Origin of the sequence: Sphingopyxis sp. BSNA05 (assembly GCF_013265645.1) — a bacterium.
Classification (GTDB): Bacteria; Pseudomonadota; Alphaproteobacteria; order Sphingomonadales; family Sphingomonadaceae; genus Parasphingorhabdus.
The window spans coordinates 13,758-35,694 of record NZ_PYIA01000012.1 but is presented as its reverse complement, the minus strand read 5'-3'; the positions used below and the strand labels follow the sequence as shown (position 1 = coordinate 35,694).

Genomic DNA, 21,937 nt, shown 5'->3' with positions numbered 1-21,937 from the left:
GCATGCTGTTCACGCCTTTTTCTTGCGGCGACGCAGGCTGAGACGAGGCACGGCGTTGCTTTTCTTTAGCGCCTTGCCGCGACCGGAAAGAGACGGGTTGGTCATGAAATAGCGATGCAGGTTGAACGGCTTGTCGGACGGCTTTACTCTCGTGTAGCTACCATCGGCATTCAGCTCCCAACTCTGTTCGTCATCAATCAGATTGGCAACCATGACCTGATCCAATATCTGGTCGTGGACGGTCTTGTTGGTGATCGGCATCATATATTCCACACGCCGGTCAAGGTTTCGCGGCATCCAGTCAGCCGATGAAATATAGAGCTTCGCTCCGTCATTCGGCAATTCCCTGCCATTGCCAAAGGCCCATATGCGGCTATGTTCGAGAAACCGGCCAACGACCGATTTTACGCGAATATGGTCGGACATGCCCGGCACATCGGGCCTGAGGCAGCAAATACCGCGAACCACCAGATCAATTTCGACACCGGCGTTGCTCGCCTGATAGAGTTTTTCAATGAGTGCCGGATCAACCAGCGAATTCATCTTGGCCCAGACCATGCCCGGCTTGCCGGCCCGGACATTGGCAATTTCCTGATCGATCAGGCCCATCAGGTCGTTGCGCATATCGCGGGGTGACATGGAAATGAGTTCCAACGCCTTGGGTTCGACATAGCCGGTGATATAATTGAACAATTGCGCCGCATCGCGCGCGGCTCGCGGGTCGGCGGTGAAAAAGCTAAGGTCGGTATAGATTTTGGCGGTTACCGGATGGTAATTGCCAGTGCCAAAATGGCAATAGGTGCGATAGCCTTCCTGTTCCTTGCGAACGACCATCGATATTTTCGCATGCGTCTTCCATTCGATAAATCCGTAGACGACCTGGACGCCGGCCCTTTCCAACGCGCTTGCCCAGAGCAGATTCTGCTCTTCGTCAAAACGGGCCTTGAGTTCGACAATCGCGGTCACCGATTTACCCGCTTCGGCAGCATCTATCAGCGCACGGATAACGGCGGATTGCTTGCCGGCGCGATACAAGGTCTGCTTGATCGCCACCACATCGGGATCGGCAGCAGCCTGCCGCAAAAATTCGATCACCACCTCGAACGATTCATACGGATGATGGACCAAAATATCCTTGTCCCGGATCGCGGCGAAACAGTCGCCGCCATGATCCCGTATACGCTCGGGAAAACGCGGACTATACGGCGTGAATTTCAGATCCGGACGGTCTTCTTCGACCAATATGTCGAGATCGCCGACGCGACCAGCCCGTTGATGCGGCTTTCGGTGGCCCCGTCATCGAGCAGATTTTCCCGCAACATCGCGATCACCGGTTCGGCAAGATTCGGCCCCATTTCCAGCCGGATCACATCACCGCGGCGTCGGCGTTTGATAGCGCTGCGGAAATAGCGGACGAGATCTTCAGCCTCTTCCTCCACCTCGATATCGCTGTCGCGGATGATCCGGAACAGTCCGCTGTTTTTCACGGCGTAGCCGGGAAACAGGATATCGGAAAATTTCTGAATCGCCGTCTCGACCGAAACATAGATTGCCGATTCTCCGGGCAAGCGGATGAAGCGCGCGAGGCCCGACGGGATCATCACCAGTTCTCTGATACCCTGATTGTCGGATTCCCTGACCAGATCGAAAACAAGGCTCAGCCCCTTGTTGGGAATGAAGGGGAAGGGATGGGCCGGATCGAGCGCTTGCGGGGTGAGTACTGGGAATATCTGGTCAATGAAATGCTGCCTGAGCCAGCTCTTCGAATCCTCGGACAGGTCCGCCACAGCCGAGACAAAAATATCTTCCTCAGCCAGCGTTCTGGACAGGGCCGCCCATACCCGTTGCTGATGTTCGATCAGCAAATCAGTCCGGGCCGCTATCGCTTCCAGCTGCTGCGTGGCGGTCAGGCCATCGGCTGAACGTTCCTCGATTTTCTGCCGATATTGTCCGACCAATCCGGCGAAGCGAACCATGAAAAACTCGTCCAGATTATTCCCGGATATCGACAGAAAGCGCAGCCGCTCTAGCAACGGATGGGCGCTGTTCTCGGCCTCTTCGATAACCCGCTCGTTAAAGCCTAGCCAGCTGATTTCCCGATTGAAATACCGCTTACCGCTATCCTCCGTCGAGGCAACGGGGACAGTATCCGCAGGCAGCACATCCGCATCAGGCGATTTTGCAGCAGGATTTTCCATGGGCTAAATATCCACCTTTTCATCATCGGCTTCAAAAAACCGAGCGCTGATTTCGCGATTGCCAGATTTATCGGTTTCCGGGACTCAATTGCTAACGAGTCCATTTTTGCGCCAGTTCAAGCACCATGGCATAGGACCGAACCATGCGCTTTTCCAGATAGCGCAACGCATCCTGAGATATTGTCAGCCCGCGTATGGCGAAATATTTCTGAAAGAGTCCGTCGATCATCGCCTGATCGGGAGCACCAATTTCAACATGCAGCGACGCGGCCAGACGGGATTTCAGATCCGGAAGAGTGATCCCCCACTCCGACACCGGCTTGGCCGCCAAAATTAAAAGCGGCTTTTGCTCGCTGTTGGCGCGATTCCAGAGATGGAATATCTCTGTGTCCTTATGATCTGCAGCATCGTCGAGGGAGAGCCCGCCGCTCTCCGCTTCGAACGCTGCGGCCATCGTGGTTTTGCCAGAGGCTTCGGGACCGGTCAGAATCAAGGTATGATGCACCCAATCCTGCCAGTTCTGCAAATGCCTGTGCACTTCGGCATTGGCAGCGGTCACCAGATATCCCCCCTGATCCGGCGACGGTTTCTGTTCAAGAGGGAGGGCTATCTGACTCATGGTCCCGTTATATTATTGTCCGGAGCGACTGATACGCAAGGCGCCCGCTCCTTGCTGAACTTGCCATCCTTGCGCTCGCAGCGCCTGAGCCAGCGTAGAAATATCGCCTCTATAGGTCACGCTCATGACTGAAACACCGCCTAGAGCGAGGCTGGACGTGGAAGCGGAGGTAACGCCTGGGATCGCGCGTACCGACGCTTCGCCGCGCCCGACAGCGCCAACATCCGGCGTATCAAATTGCAGCGAGATACTGGTTGCGGCAGCAGGTGCGGCTATAGGTGCTTCTCCGGCGGACTCAGTAGCGCTGTTCCCTGCTTCTGATGCAGCATCCTCGCCCCCGCCGACCTCGCCAGCCAGATCCTCATCCAGATCAAAATCTTCAAGATCGAGCTCGTCCAGATTAAACGGATCCTCAATGATCAACGACTTGTCGGTTTTCAATATGCCCCGCGACAGGGCGCTGGCATAGATATTATCAAGACGCGCGATACCCTGGTCCATCATCTTGGGAATATCTTCGCTGCGGTCCACTTTCAGGGCAAAGCTGTCGATAAACCGGTTGTCGGGACCATAGCGCGCCGTGAAACGACCGGTCACCGGACCGCCGGGATATTCATAGGTCAGCCGGACAATCGGTATAATGACATCGGCTGCGCCGAACTGATCGAGAATATTGCGCCACCAGCGCCGACTCGGACGATTGGCCTGCCCTGCGGTCAGCACCAGCGATTCGCTGTCCGACCCATAAGGCCGCACATAATCAATGGCGCTGTCCCCGGAGCGGAAACGCGCCCAAGCCTTTTGCCATTCGGTGCGGTTCTCGAACACCTGCGGAGAACCACCGCTCCACATGATCGGTAGAACCAGCAGCGGCGGAGAACGCAACCGCCGGCCGCCAACGCCCAAGATCGAACCCGTTCGCGCCCGATCAAACATCACGCCTAGCGTGGCAATATAGCGTTTGGGGCCGATCTGCTCCTGCTCGACAATGATCGCCGAGACGATGGTATTGAGCGTACCGTCAGGCAGTCCGGAGGTCTCCCCGCCCTGCGTGCGTTTGTAAAGCATCTTCCAGGCCTTGCGCTGGGCTTCTTCCCAGCCCTTTTTCCGCGCGTCGAATGCATTGTCGCCATGGACATCGACTTCTACGCCCATGACTTCAAAATCACCGGTGCTGGCGAGCGGCGCGACGCCGCGCTCCGTACCTTCCAGCTGGGCATAGACAACGGTTCCCGCGAGCACAGTCACGACGGCAATGGCGGCGGCAATCTTGGTCCGGAAGTCACTCAAAAAACTCATTTGCGCCCTTTTGACGATTATGGCGTAGAAATCCAGCCGCGACTTGTCTAATCGCTCAAGCTATGAGTGAAAAGCAAAATGAGCCGGATTCTTACACCTATGCGAAAGCCGGTGTGTCCATCGAAGCGGGCAATGCCCTGATCAAGGCCATCGCGCCCCTGGCCAAAGCCACGGCGCGCCCTGGGGCCAATGCCGAACTCGGCGGTTTCGGTGGATTTTTGATCTTAAGGCGGCGGGCTATCAGGATCCGCTGCTGGTCGCGGCCAACGACGGCGTTGGCACCAAGCTGAAACTGGCGATCGACTATGACCGCCATGACACGGTCGGCATCGATCTTGTTGCCATGTGCGTCAACGATCTGATCGTTCAGGGGGCAGAACCGCTGTTTTTCCTCGACTATTTCGCCACCGGAAAGCTGGAGAACGGCATCGCCGAGCGGGTTGTCGCAGGGATTGCCGATGGCTGCAAGATGTCAGGCTGTGCCCTGATCGGCGGCGAAACGGCGGAGATGCCGGGCATGTATGCCGACGGCGACTATGATCTTGCCGGATTCTGTGTGGGTGCGGTGGAACGCGAAAAGGCCGTGACCGGAATGACGATCGAGCCGGGTGATGTGCTTCTCGGTCTCGAATCCTCCGGCGTTCATTCCAACGGGTTTTCGCTGGTCCGCCGACTAGCCGCCGACAAGGGCTGGAAAATGGAACGCCCTGCCCTGTTCAACCCGGATATATTGCTGATCGAAGCCCTGATTGCGCCGACCCGGATTTATGTGAAATCGCTGCTGCCGCTGATGCAGGCCGGCCGGATCAAGGCGCTGGCCCATATCACCGGCGGTGGATTGCTGGAAAATATCCCGCGGGTGTTGCCGGATGGCACGCACGCCCATGTCGATGCTTCGAGTTGGGAGCAGCCCCGCCTGATGGCCTTCCTGCAGGCACAGGGCAATATCGAGCCGGAGGAAATGGCGCGGACATTCAATTGCGGCATCGGTATGGTGCTGGCGGTATCGCCCGACCAAGTGCAGTCGATCACAGCCGATCTGGAAGCCGCCGGCGAGAAGGTCCACAGGATCGGTGATGTCCGTGACGGGCCCAAAGGCTGCTCAGTATCGGGCGCACGCGGCATATGGTCGGCGACGGACGACTGGACCGCCACGCACAATGGCTGAAAAGGCCAAAATCGCGATTCTAATTTCCGGCCGCGGGTCGAATATGGCGGCGATGGTCTATGCAGCCAAATCCTCCGACTGCCCCTTCGAGATCGTACTGGTGGCATCGAATGATCCCCAAGCGCCCGGCCTGAGACTGGCCGAAGCGGAAAATATCGCAACGTTCGTTCATCCGCACAAAGGCCTGGAGCGCGAAGCGCATGATGCAATGATGCACGAGGCCATAGTCGAAGCCGGGGCAGAATATGTCGTGCTGGCTGGCTATATGCGGATCTTGAGTGATGGTTTTGTCAGAAAATGGACGGACCATATGCTCAATATCCATCCCAGCCTGCTGCCGAAATACAAAGGCCTCGACACCTATCAGCGCGCTATCGATGCGGGCGACAGCGTCGCGGGATGCAGTGTCCATCTCGTAACTGCGGAACTGGATGATGGCCCTGTACTGGCCCAGACCGAGGTCGCCATTTGGCCCGACGACGATGCCGACAGTCTGGCCAGCCGCATTTTGATCGCCGAACATCAGCTCTATCCCGCCACGCTCGCCAAATATGTCACGCGCGAGGCGGATCCGGACTGGATATTGGCCCAGGTTCGCGCGCGTGCGCTGGCGCTCGAGGAGACCCACGAACGGGCCAGTTTCGGCGCCCCCGGTTGGCGCGTGGGCAGCCAAACAACGGGCAAATATTTCGCCTATTTCGCGCAGAGCCATCATGGCGAGGCCAGCATAGCCCTTCTCGTAAAGACCACTGGACTGGACGAGCAGGCTGCATTGATCAGTGCCGATCCCGACCTCTATTATTCTCCCAAATTTTACGGAAAGTCAGGCTGGATCGCGATCCGCCTCGACACAGGCCGTACCGATTGGGACCATATTGCGGACCGGCTGTACAGCAGCTGGTGCCAGGTGGCGCCGAAACGACTTACCAAGATGATTGCAATCGCCGACCAATTTTAGGGGATAATGCATCACGGGCTGAAAATCTTTGGATAACAAGGAGGAGGGAGAACTGTTATCCAAAAAGGTCTGCGGCCCGAATTGGGAAAAGAAACTCCAACCCGCGATGCACTTTTACAGATAGGTGGTAACCGCTGTGAAATCGATACGGCCCTTGGACCGTATGACTCCCTGACTACATTCCCGCCTCGACAGCCAGTCGGACCATGTCCGCCGCGCTGGGTACATCGAGCCGTTTCATCAGGATCGAACGATGCATTTTCACGGTCCGCTCGCTGAGACCCAGTTCATGCGCGATCTGTTTGTTGAGCAGCCCCTTGGCGATGAATTGCAGCACTTCCCGTTGCCGCTTCGACAGCTCTTTCACAATCTCGACAGCCCGCATCCGGCGCGCTTTCGCCAGCGCAGGAACATCCGCATCGATTTCCACCTGCGATCCCAGAAAATATTCCAGTTCGCCCTCTTCGTCGAACAAGGGAGCCACCAGCACAGCATTCTGGAACGGCGTGCCGTCCTTCTTATAATTCAAAATCTCGACCAGGACGGACTTTTGCTGCCGCACCCCGCGCCGGATTTCCTCCGTCAGCCAGGGCTTTGTCTCTTCGCCCGAGAGAAAACGGCAATTCCGGCCGATAATGAAGTCCCGGTCATAGCCCGTCAGTTCCACAAAGGCATCGTTGACGGCGACAAGCGGATTATCGGGCAAACGCGGATTGCTGACCACGGAGGCAATCGGACTTTTTCGATCAGGCCCATGACAGAGGCCGTGGGCAAATCCGATTTGGAAATCGCCATCTGGTTTTCATGCTGGAATTCTGTTCGCGCTCCATCGGATTAAGCTACTCTACATATAGGGTTAAAGGCAAGCGTAGAGCGGAACCGTGGCCATGGGCATTTGCCCGCAGTGAAGCGGCCCGACGGCATCCACACCCTCAGGTCAGCAGCGAAACATTTCCTCCCGCAGCGGTCGTATCGATACAGACATGCCGTTCAACCAGACATTGCTGACCAAAATTCTCTTCGGTGATGATCGGGATCAGCGGCCCGTCGCGTTTCGCCAATGCCTCGCGGATAGCGCGGACATCCGCGATTTCGCTCCAGCAGACAACGGCATCGATACCGGTCAAGGCAGACAGCATTTCGCGAGGCACAAATCCGTCGACCGTCTGTTCTCCGGTAGCGCCAGGAACGCAGGTCAACGACACACAGCCCTGCTGATGCGCCGTCTCGGCCTGCCTTGCAGCATCTTCCGCTGTAGGACCAAGACACAATATCGTCCCCCGCGCATAGGTGAACAGCTCATTCGATTCCCCGGTAGGTCCGGGCATAATCTCGGAACTGCGTGGTCGCATGTCGACGGCCGGCAAGTTGTCGAGTGCCGCCTGCACCCTGTCAAGGGTTAGCTGATTGCCCTGTTCGATCGCCGACACCGGCCTGGAGCCCGCATGGAAGCGCGGTAGATAATGTGGCCCGCCAGCCTTGGGGCCAGTGCCGGAAAGGCCCTCTCCGCCAAAGGGTTGCGAACCGACCACCGCACCGACCTGGTTGCGATTGACGTAGATATTCCCGACCTTCAAGGCGCTGGTCAGCTTGTCGATGCGGCGCTCGATCCGGGTCTGCAGGCCGAAGGTCAGCCCGTAGCCGCGACTGTTGATATCGCTGACAATCATGTCCAGCTCGTCATTCTTGAACGTTGCAACATGCAGGACGGGACCAAAAATTTCCTCTGCCAGATCGTTAATTCCTTTCACCCGGATGACCGCCGGACCGACAAAATGGCCTTCATCCGGACAGTCGAGCTGCTTCAGCAACCGGCCGTCTTTCCTTGCGGTAGCTATATGGGCACTGATCTTGTCGTGCGCCGCCTGATCGATAACCGGGCCGATGTCGGTCGACAACCACCAGGGATTGCCCATTTCGGTAGCATCCATGGCCCCGAAGAGCATGTTCAGAAAAGAATCGGCGACATCTTCCTGCAGATAGAGAACCCGCAAGGCCGAGCAACGCTGCCCGGCCGACTGGAATGCCGAGGTAATGATGTCGCGAACCGATTGTTCGGGCAAAGCGGTCGAATCGACGATCATGCAGTTCAGGCCGCCGGTCTCCGCGATCAGCAGCGAGTCCGCCTGACCATTTTCGGCGATATTCCGGTTTATCGTCTGGGCCGTCGCGGTAGAGCCGGTAAAACAGACACCATTGATCCGGGCATCGCCGCTGATCGTTGCCCCCACGGTCGCACCAGCGCCCGGCAGCAACTGCAGAGAAGCAACCGGAACGCCGGCTTCGTGCAGCAAATTGGTGGCAAGCGCTGCAATAAGCGGCGTCTGGTCGGCTGGTTTCGCCAATACCGCATTGCCCGCAGCGAGAGCCGCGGCCACCTGACCGGTAAAAATCGCCAGCGGGAAATTCCAGGGCGAGATGCAGCTGATGATGCCACGGGGCTTGCTCTCCGGATGCTTCTCCGCTTCCTTGGCATAATAGCGCAGGAAGTCGACAGCCTCGCGCAGTTCCGCGATCGTATCGAACTGGGTCTTGCCCGCTTCACGCGCCAGCAATGCGAAAATTTCGCCATGATGGTGTTCGTAAAGATCGGCGGCCCGGCGCAGGATCGCGGCCCGCTCGGACACCGGAGCATCCCAGGACCGGGCGTCTTCTATGGCCTGTAGCGCCTGGCTCTCGTCCGCCTCGATCACTTCGCCGACCTGACTGTCCACACGCGCCGGATTGAATATCTTGCGGGTGGTTCCGCTGGTGACCGGCCGCACGGTGATCGGCGAGGAACGCCACAGCTTCTCGGCAAAGGGCGCCCGCTCTCCGACATATTCGTTCATGTCGGTGCGATTGGCCAGATCCCAGCCGCGCGAGTTGACCCGTTCCGGCTGGTAGAGATCGACCGGCTTGATGATTTTCGACCGGCTGGCCTGCTGATCGGCTTTCAGCGTCGCGAAAGGATCGGTGGCGATCATTTCGGCCGCCACCGCATGGTTGGCCAACTGGTTGACGAAGGACGAGTTCGCGCCATTCTCAAGCAACCGCCGCACGAGATAGGCAAGCAGTTCGCGATGCTTGCCGACAGGCGCATAGATCCGCGACCGCACTTTTTCATTGCGCAGCAGCGCATCGTGCAAGGTCTCGCCCATACCGTGAAGCCTCTGGAATTCGAAATTCTGCTGGTTCCCTGCCATTTCGAGAATGGCGGCGACGCTGTGCGCATTATGCGTGGCAAATTGCGGGTAGATCCGGTCGGTCATTTTCAGCAGCTGTGACGCGCAGCAAATATAGCTGATATCGGTCGCCGACTTGGTCGTGAACACCGGAAAATCGGGGACACCGTCCATCTGCGCCCGTTTGATCTCACTGTCCCAATAGGCGCCCTTGACCAGGCGAACCATGATCTTGCGGTCCAGCTGCGTCGCCAGCGAATAGAGCCAGTCGATCACAAAGCTGGCGCGCTTGCCAAAAGCCTGGACGACAACGCCGAAGCCGTCCCAGCCGGTCAGGCGCGGATCGCTGAGCACCATCTCGATCATGTCGAGCGATATGCCCAGACGATAGGCTTCCTCGGCGTCGATATTCAGACCGATATTGGCATCGCGCGCGGCCCGCGCCAGTTCACCCACGCGTTCGGCAAGTTCGGGCACCGCCTTGGCCTGCTGGCTCATCTCGTAGCGCGGATAGAGCGCCGACAATTTGATCGACAGCCCCGGGTTTTCCCGCAAGTCATCGGAAACGGCGACCTTGGCTATTTCCTCGATCGCGTCGGCATAGGCGGCGAAATATTCATCCGCCCCTTCCTGCGTGATCGCGGCCTCTCCCAGCATATCATAAGAGTAAGTCGCACCCTTGGCTTTCCATTTCTCCGCTCGTTTCAGGGCCAGCTTCATATCCTCGCCGAGCACGAACTGATTACCGAGTTCCTTCATCGCCTGGCGCACAGCCACCCGGATCACCGGCTCGCCCAGGCGCTTGATCGCGCCGCGCAGGGCGTCGAGTGGCCCGCGGCTTTCCGGCTTGTTGATCACGCTGCGCGTCATCTCCAGCGCATAGGTCGACGCGTTGACAAGCGAACTTTCCGACTGGCCGATATGCTCCCGCCAGTTGGACGGGCCGATCTTGTCCTCGATCAGCGCATCAATCGTCTGGTTGTCCGGCACGCGCAACAGCGCCTCGGCCAGCGTCATCAGCGCCAGACCCTCGTCGGTCGACAGCCCATATTCGCCCAGAAAACTTTCCGTCAGCGTCGGCCCCGAGGCGCTCCGCACATCGCGGACAACCTGAATCGCCCGCTCCTGAATCCGCTTGCGGGTCGGCTCGTCCGGCGCATAGTTGGAAATCAGATAATCCAGGATCTCATCTTCATCGCTGCGGTGATGCGTGCGGATTTTTTCCCGGTAGTCCATCAGGGTGTTCATGGGGCAACGGCTTCCTAATAATTGTGGCGACATATTTTCGATCGGGGGAACAATGTCATTGTGAGGCCGGACAGCGAACGATCATATGATCGTGTTGATCGGTTCGGCCGGGTGGCACCGAATATCTCACTTCCGGTTGCAAACGCAACCTTTGTCAATTGGCCGCGGCAAATTTGGTCAATTGGGGCGTTACCGCGATGCGAAGATAGAGAGGCATTGCTCGCTGTCTCTCTGGGCCTTTGCGACTTCGTGGCTTCGTGCGAACCCAATCAATATGCATCGCGCTGGAAACTTTACAGAAAAGCCCGGTTTATTTTCCGTGACTTTTGCCCGAATACCTCAGGTTTCCGGAACTTTTGAACCAGCAACGGCGCGCCGAGTGTGACCTTTCGATTTGGCCGACAATCGCTCCCCTTCAATTCCAGGGGCGTGCGGAGGGGGCTTCGTCATCTCCAGATTGTCAAAGAGCGCGGCCCAAGCTTGTCGCAAGGACCGCGGAAGAGGATAGGCCATGGCAGTGGGTGTAGGAAAGCGGTTTTGCGAGATCGCCCTGAACATGTTGCGCCTTCTCCCACGAGGGAGAAGGATAGGAAATCTTGGCGCCACGGCGTCAGCGGAGGCGGCTAAATGCAGTTGGCTGAGGATGTTCCGATCTCCGGTCGCTGTGCCCTCACCGTCCGACTCACCCTTACCCGGCTTTGTCCAGGCCGCAAGCTGCCGATTCTGAGCGACCTGCATCGTTCGGTTCGAGGTCAAAATCGCCGCGTTATCGCTGTCATTTTTTCAATGGGCCCGCGCGAAGCCGCGAAGGTTGGAAAACAGCGCGCAATCGCTTTGCGACTTCGCGGCTTCGCGCGATTCCGGCCGTTGCCACGCCGGGTCACATGACGGGAAACGTTCGGAGAATGTTTCTGACCGGCTCAATCTTGAAAATGTCGCTCGTCCAACATGGCAAGAACGGCCCCCATCAAATGGTCAAGGCACCACGCCCTCCACCACCGACTTCGCATTGTCGACGCGGATGGCCGCACCATTGATGAACTTGCTTTCATCGGAGGCCAGGAAAAGCACGGTATTGGCAATATCATCCGGTTCGCCGAGCGCACTTGGTGCCGGGCCTTCACTGGAAGGGCGGAGATCGTCACGGCCCATGACCTTGGGGCCGATGGCCTCGACCATCGGCGTCAATATGCCGGCGGGATGGACGCTGTTGCAGCGGATGTTATATTTATTGTTGGCGCAATGGACCGCGACGCTGCGGGTCAGGCTCTCGATCGCGCCCTTGGCCATCGAATAGGCGACGACAATCGGTTCACCGATGATCGAAGCGATCGAGCACATATTGATGATTGCGCCGCCGCCGGAGGCCTTCATCGCCGGCACCGCATATTTGCAGCCGTAAAAGGCGCCGTCGGCGCTGACCGCCATGACAAAGCGATATTCCTCGGTCGTCTGTGTCTCGATCGTGCCGGGTTCGACCACGCCGGCATTGTTGACCAATATGTCGAGTCTGCCATGGCGCGAAACGACATCGGCAATCAGATCTTCCCAGCCCTGCTCGTCGCGTACATCCTGCAGCTGGAATTCCGCCGCATCACCGATTTCTACGGCAACGCGCTGACCATTTTCCTCGTCCATGTCGGTGAGGATGACCGTTGCGCCCTCCCGCGCGAATATCCGGGCATCGGCTTCACCCAATCCCTTGGCCGCGCCTGTTATTATTGCCACTTTGCCTTGCAGTCTGCCCATGCTTTATCTCCTCAACGATCATTGCGGTGAAGGCTAGGGCCAGAGTCAAATTATAACGACTGGCAAAATTAGGAGATATCAGGAATGTACAGTTTGGAGCAGCTTTCGGCACGCGAGGAAATCCGCGATATCCTGCACCGTTATTGCAAGGGGATCGATCGCCGCGACTGGCCGCTGGTCCGCTCCTGTTTTGCCGATGACCATGTCCACAAACATGGCGATTATGAAGGGCCGCCGGACGAGTTCATCGGCTTTGCCAGCCAGACGCTGGAAAATATCCCGGGCACCCACCACTCTATCTCCAATGTCCATATCGACCTGTCGGATGACGGCAACAGCGCCACCAGCGAGGCCAATTTCGTCGCCTATCACTATATCGAGGCGGGCAACCCGGACTTCGCCGCCTGCCAGACCCATGGCAAGGCCACTGACTGGATCGTCGCCGGCCGCTATTGCGACAGGCTGGAAAAACGCGACGGCGCCTGGATCATCGTCAAGCGCGAAGCCTTCCACGACTGGGAACGATCCGCAGAAGCCAGCAGTTCGGCAGTAACCGTCGGCAATCATGCGGGAGGCAGCTAGACGTTCCGGGCGGATTGCCGCAGTGATGGCGTTCCTTGGCACCACGAGGAAGCGCCATAACCAGCCTTAACCGTCTGGAAATATTGCACGCCTTTCAGAATTCGACGGCGCGACGCGGCTTCCGCGTCAGTCTCGATACGTTGCAGGTTGATCCTGGCATTGCTGCCCACTGCGCGGTCCTTGAGATAAAGCCGGTCGCCAACCAATCGCCAGCCAAAGATGATATCACTGTCTTTGAAGAATATCTGCTTTTCGTTCACGGCGAATTCTTCCGTCTCGCTCTCTTCCACGCCACGGGGCGGCTTGACGCGCTCGGTTTGAACATAGCCTTTGTCATCCTCCTCCGTCTCGAAGGTCATGATATTCCCTTTGAAAACATCGACAAACCCCGTCGCGCGGACAACTTTCCAACGGCCCGAGATTGCCCTGTGCCGGATATTTTCAGGTAGCTCGCCGGAATAGCCGGCATAATAAGCGGCTTCGGCGCGCATATTGCCAACGAGCTTGAGTTCGGAATCCAGGCTGGCCAGCGAAGCGTCCTTCAGCCTGTTTTCGAGATCCGAAAGGATGCTGAAGGCCCGTTTCGGGTCATTGTCGATATGATAGGCCGTGGTGGCGCTCTGCATATGCAGAAACTGGTCAACCAGATTTTGCGACAAACGCAAAGGCGCGCTGGCGACGGCACCCGGCGGCGCTACTGTCAACTGGTCGGTCCCGGCCTTGCCCGATTGTGCCTCGGCGTAACTGAGCGAGACATTCATGAGCCATCCGTCCTCGTCAATGGCGGCCACTGGCAAGTTTGCGCGTTCGCTAGACTTGCCAAGCGTGACATAAATACCGCCGCCATTATTGCTGAGGAACACCGTGGGAATTGTCACGGCGATTGCCCCGTCCCTTCCGCTTGTCATCAGGCTATCGGGTACGCCGAAAACACCTGTTGCGGTCCAACCATTAGCGGGCACGATTGTCAGTTTCAAATCATGGGCGAACTCTCCGCTCATCAATTCGAATTGTTTGGAAAAGACATCTTCGACAGCGGCTTGATCCTCGATAAAGAACAGATTCCCACCCCGCACGCTCGACAATTTTGTCGCGAGACTGTCGTCGAATATAACGCCGACGCCGATCGTTGTAAGACCGACGTCGCGCTGCGAGGCGGCTATTGCCATGCCCATGAAGCCTTCTGCAGACGTATCACCAACATTGGCGTTTTCATCGGTGAACAGCATCACACGGGTCGAACCGGGGAACCCTTTCTGGCTATCAAACGCCGTATCATAGCCAACTTTGAGGCCCGCTTCCATATTGGTGGAGCCAGCGCTTTCGATCGCGTTGACCTTGGACAAGATGGCACGGCGATTTTGCTTCAACTTGGTGGGATTCATCCACACATGCGATTCATCGCCGTAAAGGACAATGGAGAGCTGGTCGTCGTCCTGCATCTGGCTGACAATCCGGCGCAAACTCTGCCGGACAAGCTCGAGCGGTTCACCCGACATCGATCTCGATTTGTCGACGACAGCGACCAGATTGAGTGGAGGACGCTTGTAAAGAGCTTCATCGATGTTGGTCGCGAAACTAAGCCCGACAAATATTTTGTCATCGGGGCGCCCTGAGATAGATGCGGGCATAGCTTCGGTCACCAAACAGAACATCTGTTCACATTTCCCAGTGGCGGGAAGCGTCAGATCATGTTCGCCCATCAGCCCCTCAATGGTCAGCATTTCCGGTCGGGGCATCCCGTCTTCAGCCGCTTTTCGAAATCGGCGGGCATCCTGAGCTCCGCCTTGGCGAGCGGATGTCACGACTATGACGTTATAATCGTCCTCTTCCTGCAGGACTTGAGCCTGTGGTCTCTCGGGGAGGATAGCGAACGATGCGATGACGAACCATGTTGCGAATTTACTGAAGCTATCCATCAATCCCCTCCTGACAAAGCAGTTCTTGCCAGCATCTTGCCACGCGCTCGGGGAATCGCAAGGATTTAGGATCATAGATCCGAAGTAGTATATCCTTAGCTACTGCTCGGCCTTGCCGACCATGTCGGCGCAAAAGTCGACTTTTCTATCCACCAACTGACATCTACTGTGAAAAATCTCCCTAGCGCTCTGCGCGCCCGCATTTTTGACAAATTGACGATCGACTGGCAATATCCGGGCGACTGGAGCTTTTCAGGGGTATGTGATGAACCGACAGGACCTCATCAGCGCCGTTGCCGAAGCAAGCGGCCTGAGCAAGACAGACGCAGCCAAAGCGGTCGACGCGATTTTCGAAGCGATTGCGGGGACATTGAGCCAGGGTGGAGATGTCCGTCTCGCCGGATTTGGCACATTCTCCACATCCAGACGCAAGGCATCGACCGGCAGAAACCCCCGCACCGGGGAACCGATGCAAATAGCACCCTCGACCAGTGCAAAATTCAAGGCCGGGAAGGGTCTGAAAGAAGCCATCAACAACCGCCGCGGCGGCGATGATGGCTGGATTGGCCCCAAATTCAGATAATGCAATCGGCTGGCACCGCATATGACACCTGAAAAACGACTGGAAAATCTGCGCAAGGAACAGGATGCCTATTCCGCCAAGGTCAGCGAAACCAGCCGCTATATCGGCTATGGCCTTGTCGCGGCAGCCTTCAGCCTGTTGTCGCGGGCCACGGAATTCAGCAAGGGCATGGAAGCCTTCGCCGACAATCTTCTGGTCTGGGCAGCAATCTGCGGGTGTATCGCCGTGTCGCTCGATTATCTCCAGATGTTGATGGGATGGCTGGCAGCGAGCCAGGCGGCAAATAACGGCACCGAATATAAGCAGACGAAACGCGGCAAGCAATTTCAAGCCGTTCTCAATTTCTCATTTTACAGCAAGCAGGTTGTTGCGATCAGCGGTGTGCTGTTTTGTTGACCGCGATCGGCAGCCGCGTTTCCTTTCCCGCGATCGCCGGCTGAAACTTGCTTTTTCGCACCGCAGGCTCTTGTAACAGACGGCCGTCGCTCCCGCCGATACTAGACCAGCAGATAGCCGCCATCGACGGTGATGATCTCCCCGGTCATGAACGCCCCGGCCTTGCTTGCCAGCAAGAGCGCCGGCCCCATGATATCCGCGTCGTGGCCCCAGCGGTGTAGCGGGATCATTGCAATTTCCTGCTCATATTGCTCTTTGTCCTGCTCGACCAGACTGGTCATTTTGGAATGGAAGCGTCCCGGCGCAATGGCGTTCACCCGGATATGATCGTCGGCGAGCAGGCTGGCAAGATTGCGGGTAAGCTGGTGAATCGCCGCTTTGGACGTGCCATAGCTGATGCCACTTCCCGCGCTTCCGAGAATACCGGCTATCGAGCCGATGTTGATGACGGAGGCGCTGTTCTCTGCTGTTGCCTTGGCTTTGAGCAGTGGCAAAAGCTGCTGTGTCAGGAAGAAGGGCGTTTTGACATTGAGGTCCATGACCTTGTCCCAGCCTATTTCGGGAAATTCTTCGACCGACGCCGTCCAGCCGGTGCCGGCGTTGTTGACCAGCACGTCGATATGTTCTTCCCGCTTCGCCAGCGCCTTGGCAAAGGCTGCGATTTCTTCTCCGCTGCTCATATCACCGGGGAGAGCCACGCATTCGCCGCTGTCGCTCAGACCGGACAATTCTTTGGCGGTCGCGTCGCATTCTTCGGGTTTGCGAGCCGTGATATAGACCCGTTTTGCGCCAGCTTCCAGAAAGGCGCGTGCCATGGCTTTTCCCAGACCCCTGGAACCTCCGGTGATAACGCAGACTTTGTCGTGCATCGAAAACAGATTATTTTGCATCGAAAAACTTCCTTCAGTGTGGGTGCGGATTCATAGCTACGCTACACGCAAATTCTGTCGGTTGTCAGGAAGTTTCGGATAAATATCGCAGCAAAATTTACCGCGCCGGCAGACCGGCCTCGCCCCGCCTAGCTTGCTGGATAACCAAACGCCCGGACGCAGAATGTGCAACCGCGTTTATAACTGATAGAATGCGTGGGCTTAGCCGACGATTTCGTCTTCGTTGAAGAAATAGGCGATTTCGATCGCGGCATTTTCTTCGCTGTCCGAACCGTGGACCGTATTCGCTTCAAGGCTTTCGGCCAGTTCCTTGCGGATCGTGCCGGGAGCGGCGTCGGCAGGGTTGGTCGCGCCCATGATATCGCGGTTGGCCTGCATCGCATTTTCGCCTTCGAGAACCTGGACAACACAAGGGCCGCTGATCATGAAGTCGACCAGTTCGCCGAAGAAAGGACGATCCTTGTGAACCGCGTAAAAGCCTTCGGCCTGTTCGCGGGTCATGTGGATGCGCTTGGATGCGACGACGCGCAGTCCGGCTTCTTCCAGCATCTTGGTGACAGCGCCAGTGATGTTGCGGCGGGTAGCGTCGGGTTTAATGATCGAAAATGTCCGTGTCACGGCCATGATAAAGCTCCATAAATGTAGGGATAATCAAAAGTTGCGCCGCCCTTAGCCGCTGCACTGCACCATGGCAAGTTTTCGATGATCGTCTGACCGTCCCGGTCGGCAGTTTCGCCGCAATCAGGGGCCTTCGACCCAGCGACCACCGTCCTGCTTCCAGTAGCGCGGCGTCACATCATCCTTGGCCGCCAAGTCCCGCCAGGCATTTCGCGCGTTGTCGATCTGTTCAGCTGTAAACAGGAAGAAAGCGCGCTCGAATGCCAGCGCCTCTTCCCGCCACAAGCCATCAGACAGGATGATATAGGAGGCACCGTTTGCCGCATCGCATTGCTCTGAAATCAGGATCGGCTGATCGGCCTGCCGCTCGGACCCTGCAAAATCGTGGGCAAGGAAGCTGGCCGGATCATCGCTCCACAATGCATTGCCCAGAGCCGCGCACCGGGCCTCGCCTTGCGAAACAAGGAGAACCCTTTTCCCCGCTTCGAGAGACTTGCCCGCCAGCATGGGCACGAGCTTGTCCGCCGGATCGCGGGTCAGGTGATAGAAATCAACCCGCACCCGCTACGCTTTCCCACAAGAATTCAGCGTCATTGCAACGCGATCAATCTTCGAAATTGTCGGCAACATATTGGTTGAGCAGGCGCACGCCATAGCCGGTCGCGCCCTTGTCCCAGACCGGGCCCGGTTTGTCCGCCCAGACCATGCCGGCGATATCGAGATGCGCCCATTTCACGCCGTCCTTGACGAAGCGCTTGAGAAATTGCGCCGCAGTAATCGACCCGGCCCCGCGCGGCCCGACATTCTTCATGTCGCAATCGGCGAGTTGATCAGCTTGTCATAGGCCGGGCCAACGGGAAGCCGCCACAGCGGATCACCGGAATCCTTGCCCGCATCGATCAGGTCGTCGGCAAGATCGTCATCATTGCTGAAGCAACCGGCATGTTCGTTGCCCAGTGCGATAATCATCGCACCGGTCAGAGTCGCCAGGTCGATCAGCACCTCCGGTTTGAACGTTTCCTGCGTCCAGTGCATCGCGTCGCACAATACAAGGCGGCCTTCGGCATCGGTGTTGATCACTTCGATGGTCTGGCCGTTCATGCTGGTGACGACGTCTCCGGGACGTTGCGCCTTGCCGTCCGGCATATTCTCGACCAGTCCGCAAACACCGACAACATGCGCCTTGGCTTTGCGGCCAGCGAGTGCTTTCATGGTTCCGGCAACGGCACCGGCGCCGCCCATGTCCCATTTCATCTCCTCCATACCGGCACCCGGCTTCAGCGAAATACCGCCGGTGTCGAAGGTCACACCCTTGCCGACCAGAGCAAGCGGGGTCTTCTGCTCCCCATTGGTGCCGTCCCAGCGCATGGCCAGCAGCCGCGGCGGCCGTTCGGAACCTTGCGACACGCCGAGCAATGCGCCCATGCCGAGCTTTTCCATCTCGTCCCAGCCGAGCACCGTGAATTCGACGCCGAGTTCCTTCAGTTCTTCGCAACGAGCGACGAAGCTTTCGGGGTAGATAGCGTTGGCCGGTTCGGCGACCAGTTCGCGGGTCAGCGCGACACCGTCAGCAACCGCGGACAAGTCCGTCCAGGCTTTTGCGGTCTCCAGGTCCTGGTCGAGCACGGTGATTGTCTGCAGCGTAACCTTCTGCTTTTCCGGCATGGTCGTCCGGTATTTGTCGTGCCGCCAGCTGCGCAATTTCGCGCCGAAGAGCAATTTCGCCAGCCGCTCCTCGTCGAGACCCGATGGTTCGATGACCGCGTGTTTCGCGCCGGATGCCAGGATTTTGGCGATGGCCGAACCACCGGCCGATTCCGCATTATTCGCCTTGCCCTTGCCCAATCCGGTCAAGATGATCCGCTTGACCGTACCCGTCTCGGTAACGAAAATTTCGAAAACTTCACCCAGCTTGCCGGAAAACCGGGCGGCTTTTGCCCCCGCCTTGACGATATTTGCTTGTTCGAGCTTGAGCTCGAAATCGTCCAGTCCATTCTCGGCGATGGTAAAAATTATTGCATCAGCGTCTGCGGGCCGCTCTGTGGCAAAGGTGAAATTCATTGGAAAACTGTCCCTATTTTTCTGTTTTGAGGAGTGAAAAGCCTTACTGGCTTACTCGTCGATCCGACTCATTGATGGCCGGGCCGGCATTTATCCTGTCGTGAGCTGTTGCTGCACCGTCTTGGTTTTCCGGTCAAGCATCTGTTCATCAGAATCTGGCAAAGAAAATTTGCAGACTGGGCAATCTGGTGCAATAGGCGTTCGGAAGGTGGACAGTGCGATATTCAATGCCGTCCGAAATGGGGCTAAAAGTAGGTTGAGCCAGTCGATGAAATCTTCACTCGCCCTTTTCACCTTGGGTCTCGCCGCCGTCACTCCCGCTGCGGCCATGGGCCAGTCGCAAGACGACGACACCGTCTCTGCTGATCAGCAAGCCGACGAGATCGAATTCAGCGCTGACAGTATCGATTATGATTTCGAAAATGACTTCGTCACGGCCAAGGGCAATGTGCTGCTCAATCGCGACGGATACCAGCTCCGCGCTGATCAGGTCTTGTGGAACCGCAAAACCGGCGCTGTCGTGGCAGAAGGCAATATCAAGTCCGTCAGTCCCGATGGTGACGTTGCTTATGGTGATCGCATTGAGCTGACCGACAGTCTGCGCGACGGTGCTGTCGACAATCTTCTGCTCGTTCTGGAAGATGGCAGCCGCCTCGCGGCCCGTCGCAGCGAACGGTTTACCGACGGCTCGCTTGCGCTGCACAATGCCGCCTATACCGCCTGCGCGGTCTCGACCGAAGACGGATGTCCGAAAAATCCGAGTTGGGAGATCAAGGCGGTCAAGGTCATCTACGACCCGGTCAAGAAACGCGTCAAATATGATGGCGCACGGATCGAGATTTTCGGACTGCCGGTCATTCCCCTGCCCGGTCTCTCCCATCCGGTAAGCGACGAGAACCGCAGCGGCATTCTGGTGCCGGACATCAAGTTCGACACGGTGAATGGCATGGGTATTACCATCCCCTATTATTTCAGCATCGCACCCAACCAGGATGCAACGGTTACCGCACAGGTGTTTACCGACGTCGCCCCGCTAGTCAGCGGCACGTTTCGCAGCCTCGACGACAAGGGCGCATTCCAGCTGACCGGCTATGCGACTTACGGTTCCCGTATTCCGACCGGTGCCACCCAGCTCATTCCCGATTCCGAAAAGGATTTCCGCGGCTATTTTGCCACGAGCGGCCGGTTCCGGCTTGATGACAAGTGGACGATTTCGCAATCGGCCCGCATTGTGTCCGACCGCACCTTTTTGCGGCGCTATGACATCAGCGATGACGACAGTCTTCGCTCCACCATCAATGTCGAGCGGATCAGCGACAGCAGCTATTTCTCTCTTGCCGGCTGGGCGTTCCAGACGTTGCGGGTGAATGATCCGCAAAACCGTGTGCCGGTTGCGCTGCCGGTGCTGGACTATCGCAAGCGGTTCGATGATCCGGTTCTCGGCGGTCGGCTCGAGGTACAGGCCAATAGTCTGGCAATCGGGCGCAGCGAGGGACAGGACACGCAGCGCGCATTCGGCTCTGCCCGCTGGGACATGCGAAAGCTGACCGACTGGGGGCAGGAAATCACCCTGACCGGACTGGTTCGCGGCGATGTCTATCATAGCGACGACAATGCGCTCAACGACACGGACATCTATCGCGGCCAGAGCGGCTGGCAGACCCGCGCCATCGCCACTGCGGCGATTGATGTGAAATGGCCGCTGATCGGCGAGGCCTTTGGCGGTACCCAGACGATCACCCCGCGTTTCCAGATTGTCGCAACACCCGCTCTGGCCAATCTTTCGGTTCCGAACGAGGATTCCCGCGCCGTGGATCTGGAAGACACCAATCTTTTTTCTCTCAACCGCTTCCCCGGCTATGATCGCTATGAAGACAATGTCCGCGCGACCTACGGGATGGAATGGGAAATCAATCGTCCCAATCTGCAAGTCAATATGGTCGTCGGCCAGAGCTATCGACTGGAAAACAACAATAATATCGTGCCCGAAGGCACCGGCCTGTCAGACCGTTTTTCCGATATCGTCGGTCGCACCAACGTCCGGTTCAAGGATATCGTCAAGTTCACCCATCGTTTCCGGCTCGACAAGGATAATCTGGCGGTACGGCGGAACGAGATCGATGCAACCATCGGTTCGAAAGAAACCTATGCCCAGGTCGGTTATCTGCGCCTGAACCGCAATATCGGACTGGAGCTGGAAGATCTGCGCGACCGCGAGGAAGTGCGCGCTGGCGGACGTTATCAGATCGACAATTACTGGTCCGTATTCGGGTCGGCGATTATCGACCTGACCGATCGGAGCGAAGATCCGATCTCTGTGGCCGATGGTTTTGCTCCCGTGCGACACCGTCTCGGAATCGCCTATGACGACGGCTGCCTCTCTATGGGCGTAACCTGGCGCTATGATTATGAAGACACCGGTGACGCGCGTAGTGGCAGCACCTTCCTGTTCCGGCTGGCCTTGCGCAATCTGGGCGTGTAAAGG

14 protein-coding genes and 3 pseudogenes are annotated in these 21,937 nt (G+C 57.6%); 6 read left to right on the top strand and 11 right to left on the bottom strand.

Annotated elements, in window-relative coordinates:
• Positions 1 to 9: 9 nt before the first annotated feature.
• The 3 genes and pseudogenes from C8024_RS01170 to C8024_RS01160 form a co-directional block, all read right to left on the bottom strand.
• Positions 10 to 2,162: pseudogene (locus C8024_RS01170) on the bottom strand (RNA degradosome polyphosphate kinase).
• A gap of 127 nt (positions 2,163 to 2,289) precedes the next feature.
• Positions 2,290 to 2,817: a DnaA/Hda family protein gene (locus tag C8024_RS01165; protein ID WP_173202657.1), complete on the bottom strand. Its 528-nt coding sequence runs from the start codon at positions 2,815 to 2,817 to the stop codon at positions 2,290 to 2,292.
• Positions 2,818 to 2,829: 12 nt separating this feature from the next.
• Positions 2,830 to 4,116, bottom strand: coding sequence for a heavy-metal-associated domain-containing protein (locus C8024_RS01160; RefSeq protein ID WP_173202656.1), 1,287 nt, complete (start codon positions 4,114 to 4,116; stop codon positions 2,830 to 2,832).
• 62 nt (positions 4,117 to 4,178) lie between these two features.
• On the opposite strand from C8024_RS01160, the pseudogene purM reads away from it, so the two are divergent.
• A pseudogene (purM, locus tag C8024_RS01155) lies at positions 4,179 to 5,284 on the top strand (phosphoribosylformylglycinamidine cyclo-ligase).
• The gene (purN, locus tag C8024_RS01150; RefSeq protein WP_173202655.1) at positions 5,277 to 6,242 is read left to right on the top strand and encodes a phosphoribosylglycinamide formyltransferase; all 966 of its coding nucleotides are present in this window, start codon (positions 5,277 to 5,279) and stop codon (positions 6,240 to 6,242) included. Before purM ends, purN begins: the two are co-directional and overlap by 8 nt.
• A gap of 175 nt (positions 6,243 to 6,417) precedes the next feature.
• Here purN and C8024_RS01145 read toward each other — a convergent pair whose 3' ends face one another.
• The 3 genes from C8024_RS01145 to C8024_RS01135 form a co-directional block, all read right to left on the bottom strand.
• Positions 6,418 to 6,966, bottom strand: a complete 549-nt coding sequence (locus C8024_RS01145; RefSeq protein WP_367947084.1) for a LuxR C-terminal-related transcriptional regulator — start codon at positions 6,964 to 6,966, stop codon at positions 6,418 to 6,420.
• Positions 6,967 to 7,174: 208 nt separating this feature from the next.
• Entirely contained in the window at positions 7,175 to 10,654 is a 3,480-nt protein-coding gene (gene putA / locus C8024_RS01140; RefSeq protein WP_173202654.1) for a bifunctional proline dehydrogenase/L-glutamate gamma-semialdehyde dehydrogenase PutA, read from the bottom strand.
• A gap of 975 nt (positions 10,655 to 11,629) precedes the next feature.
• Positions 11,630 to 12,403, bottom strand: coding sequence for an SDR family oxidoreductase (locus tag C8024_RS01135; RefSeq protein WP_173202653.1), 774 nt, complete (start codon positions 12,401 to 12,403; stop codon positions 11,630 to 11,632).
• Between the two features lie 84 nt (positions 12,404 to 12,487).
• Here C8024_RS01135 and C8024_RS01130 point away from each other — a divergent pair, with 84 nt between their 5' ends.
• Positions 12,488 to 12,985 (top strand): nuclear transport factor 2 family protein, encoded by a 498-nt coding sequence (locus C8024_RS01130; protein WP_173202652.1) that lies wholly within the window; start codon positions 12,488 to 12,490, stop codon positions 12,983 to 12,985.
• On the opposite strand, the gene C8024_RS01125 is transcribed toward C8024_RS01130, so the two are convergent.
• Entirely contained in the window at positions 12,982 to 14,904 is a 1,923-nt protein-coding gene (locus C8024_RS01125; RefSeq protein ID WP_173202651.1) for a VWA domain-containing protein, read from the bottom strand. The two genes, C8024_RS01130 and C8024_RS01125, sit on opposite strands and share 4 nt — an antisense overlap.
• Before the next feature lie 265 nt (positions 14,905 to 15,169).
• On the opposite strand from C8024_RS01125, the gene C8024_RS01120 reads away from it, so the two are divergent.
• Positions 15,170 to 15,487 carry an HU family DNA-binding protein gene (locus C8024_RS01120; RefSeq protein WP_173202650.1) on the top strand — a complete coding sequence of 106 codons (318 nt, stop codon included), beginning with the start codon at positions 15,170 to 15,172 and terminating at the stop codon, positions 15,485 to 15,487.
• 21 nt (positions 15,488 to 15,508) lie between these two features.
• Positions 15,509 to 15,883: a hypothetical protein gene (locus tag C8024_RS01115; protein ID WP_173202649.1), complete on the top strand. Its 375-nt coding sequence runs from the start codon at positions 15,509 to 15,511 to the stop codon at positions 15,881 to 15,883.
• Between the two features lie 101 nt (positions 15,884 to 15,984).
• Here the strand turns inward: C8024_RS01115 and C8024_RS01110 are convergent, their stop codons facing one another.
• From C8024_RS01110 to C8024_RS01095, 4 genes and pseudogenes are all read right to left on the bottom strand, one after another.
• Positions 15,985 to 16,773, bottom strand: coding sequence for an SDR family oxidoreductase (locus C8024_RS01110; RefSeq protein ID WP_173202648.1), 789 nt, complete (start codon positions 16,771 to 16,773; stop codon positions 15,985 to 15,987).
• Positions 16,774 to 16,974: 201 nt separating this feature from the next.
• Entirely contained in the window at positions 16,975 to 17,397 is a 423-nt protein-coding gene (gene ndk / locus C8024_RS01105) for a nucleoside-diphosphate kinase (RefSeq protein WP_100095272.1), read from the bottom strand.
• Between the two features lie 117 nt (positions 17,398 to 17,514).
• Positions 17,515 to 17,952 carry a DNA polymerase III subunit chi gene (locus tag C8024_RS01100; RefSeq protein WP_173202647.1) on the bottom strand — a complete coding sequence of 146 codons (438 nt, stop codon included), beginning with the start codon at positions 17,950 to 17,952 and terminating at the stop codon, positions 17,515 to 17,517.
• Between the two features lie 43 nt (positions 17,953 to 17,995).
• A pseudogene (locus tag C8024_RS01095) lies at positions 17,996 to 19,452 on the bottom strand (leucyl aminopeptidase).
• 268 nt (positions 19,453 to 19,720) lie between these two features.
• Between C8024_RS01095 and lptD the strand changes: the two are divergent.
• On the top strand, positions 19,721 to 21,934 hold the full coding sequence (lptD, locus tag C8024_RS01090) for an LPS-assembly protein LptD (protein WP_173202646.1): 2,214 nt from the start codon (positions 19,721 to 19,723) through the stop codon (positions 21,932 to 21,934).
• Positions 21,935 to 21,937: the final 3 nt, after the last annotated feature.

Excerpts from the sequence above, each read along its gene's own strand:
- C8024_RS01110 (WP_173202648.1), bottom strand. The coding sequence starts at position 16,773 with ATGCAAAATAATCTGTTTTCGATGCACGACAAAGTCTGCGTTATCACC.
- purN (WP_173202655.1), top strand. The coding sequence starts at position 5,277 with ATGGCTGAAAAGGCCAAAATCGCGATTCTAATTTCCGGCCGCGGGTCG.
- C8024_RS01165 (WP_173202657.1), bottom strand. The coding sequence starts at position 2,817 with ATGAGTCAGATAGCCCTCCCTCTTGAACAGAAACCGTCGCCGGATCAG.
- putA (WP_173202654.1), bottom strand. The coding sequence starts at position 10,654 with ATGAACACCCTGATGGACTACCGGGAAAAAATCCGCACGCATCACCGC.
- C8024_RS01135 (WP_173202653.1), bottom strand. The coding sequence starts at position 12,403 with ATGGGCAGACTGCAAGGCAAAGTGGCAATAATAACAGGCGCGGCCAAG.
- C8024_RS01160 (WP_173202656.1), bottom strand. The coding sequence starts at position 4,116 with ATGAGTTTTTTGAGTGACTTCCGGACCAAGATTGCCGCCGCCATTGCC.
- lptD (WP_173202646.1), top strand. The coding sequence starts at position 19,721 with ATGAAATCTTCACTCGCCCTTTTCACCTTGGGTCTCGCCGCCGTCACT.
- C8024_RS01130 (WP_173202652.1), top strand. The coding sequence starts at position 12,488 with ATGTACAGTTTGGAGCAGCTTTCGGCACGCGAGGAAATCCGCGATATC.
- C8024_RS01115 (WP_173202649.1), top strand. The coding sequence starts at position 15,509 with ATGACACCTGAAAAACGACTGGAAAATCTGCGCAAGGAACAGGATGCC.
- ndk (WP_100095272.1), bottom strand. The coding sequence starts at position 17,397 with ATGGCCGTGACACGGACATTTTCGATCATTAAACCCGACGCTACCCGC.
- C8024_RS01125 (WP_173202651.1), bottom strand. The coding sequence starts at position 14,904 with ATGGATAGCTTCAGTAAATTCGCAACATGGTTCGTCATCGCATCGTTC.
- C8024_RS01120 (WP_173202650.1), top strand. The coding sequence starts at position 15,170 with ATGAACCGACAGGACCTCATCAGCGCCGTTGCCGAAGCAAGCGGCCTG.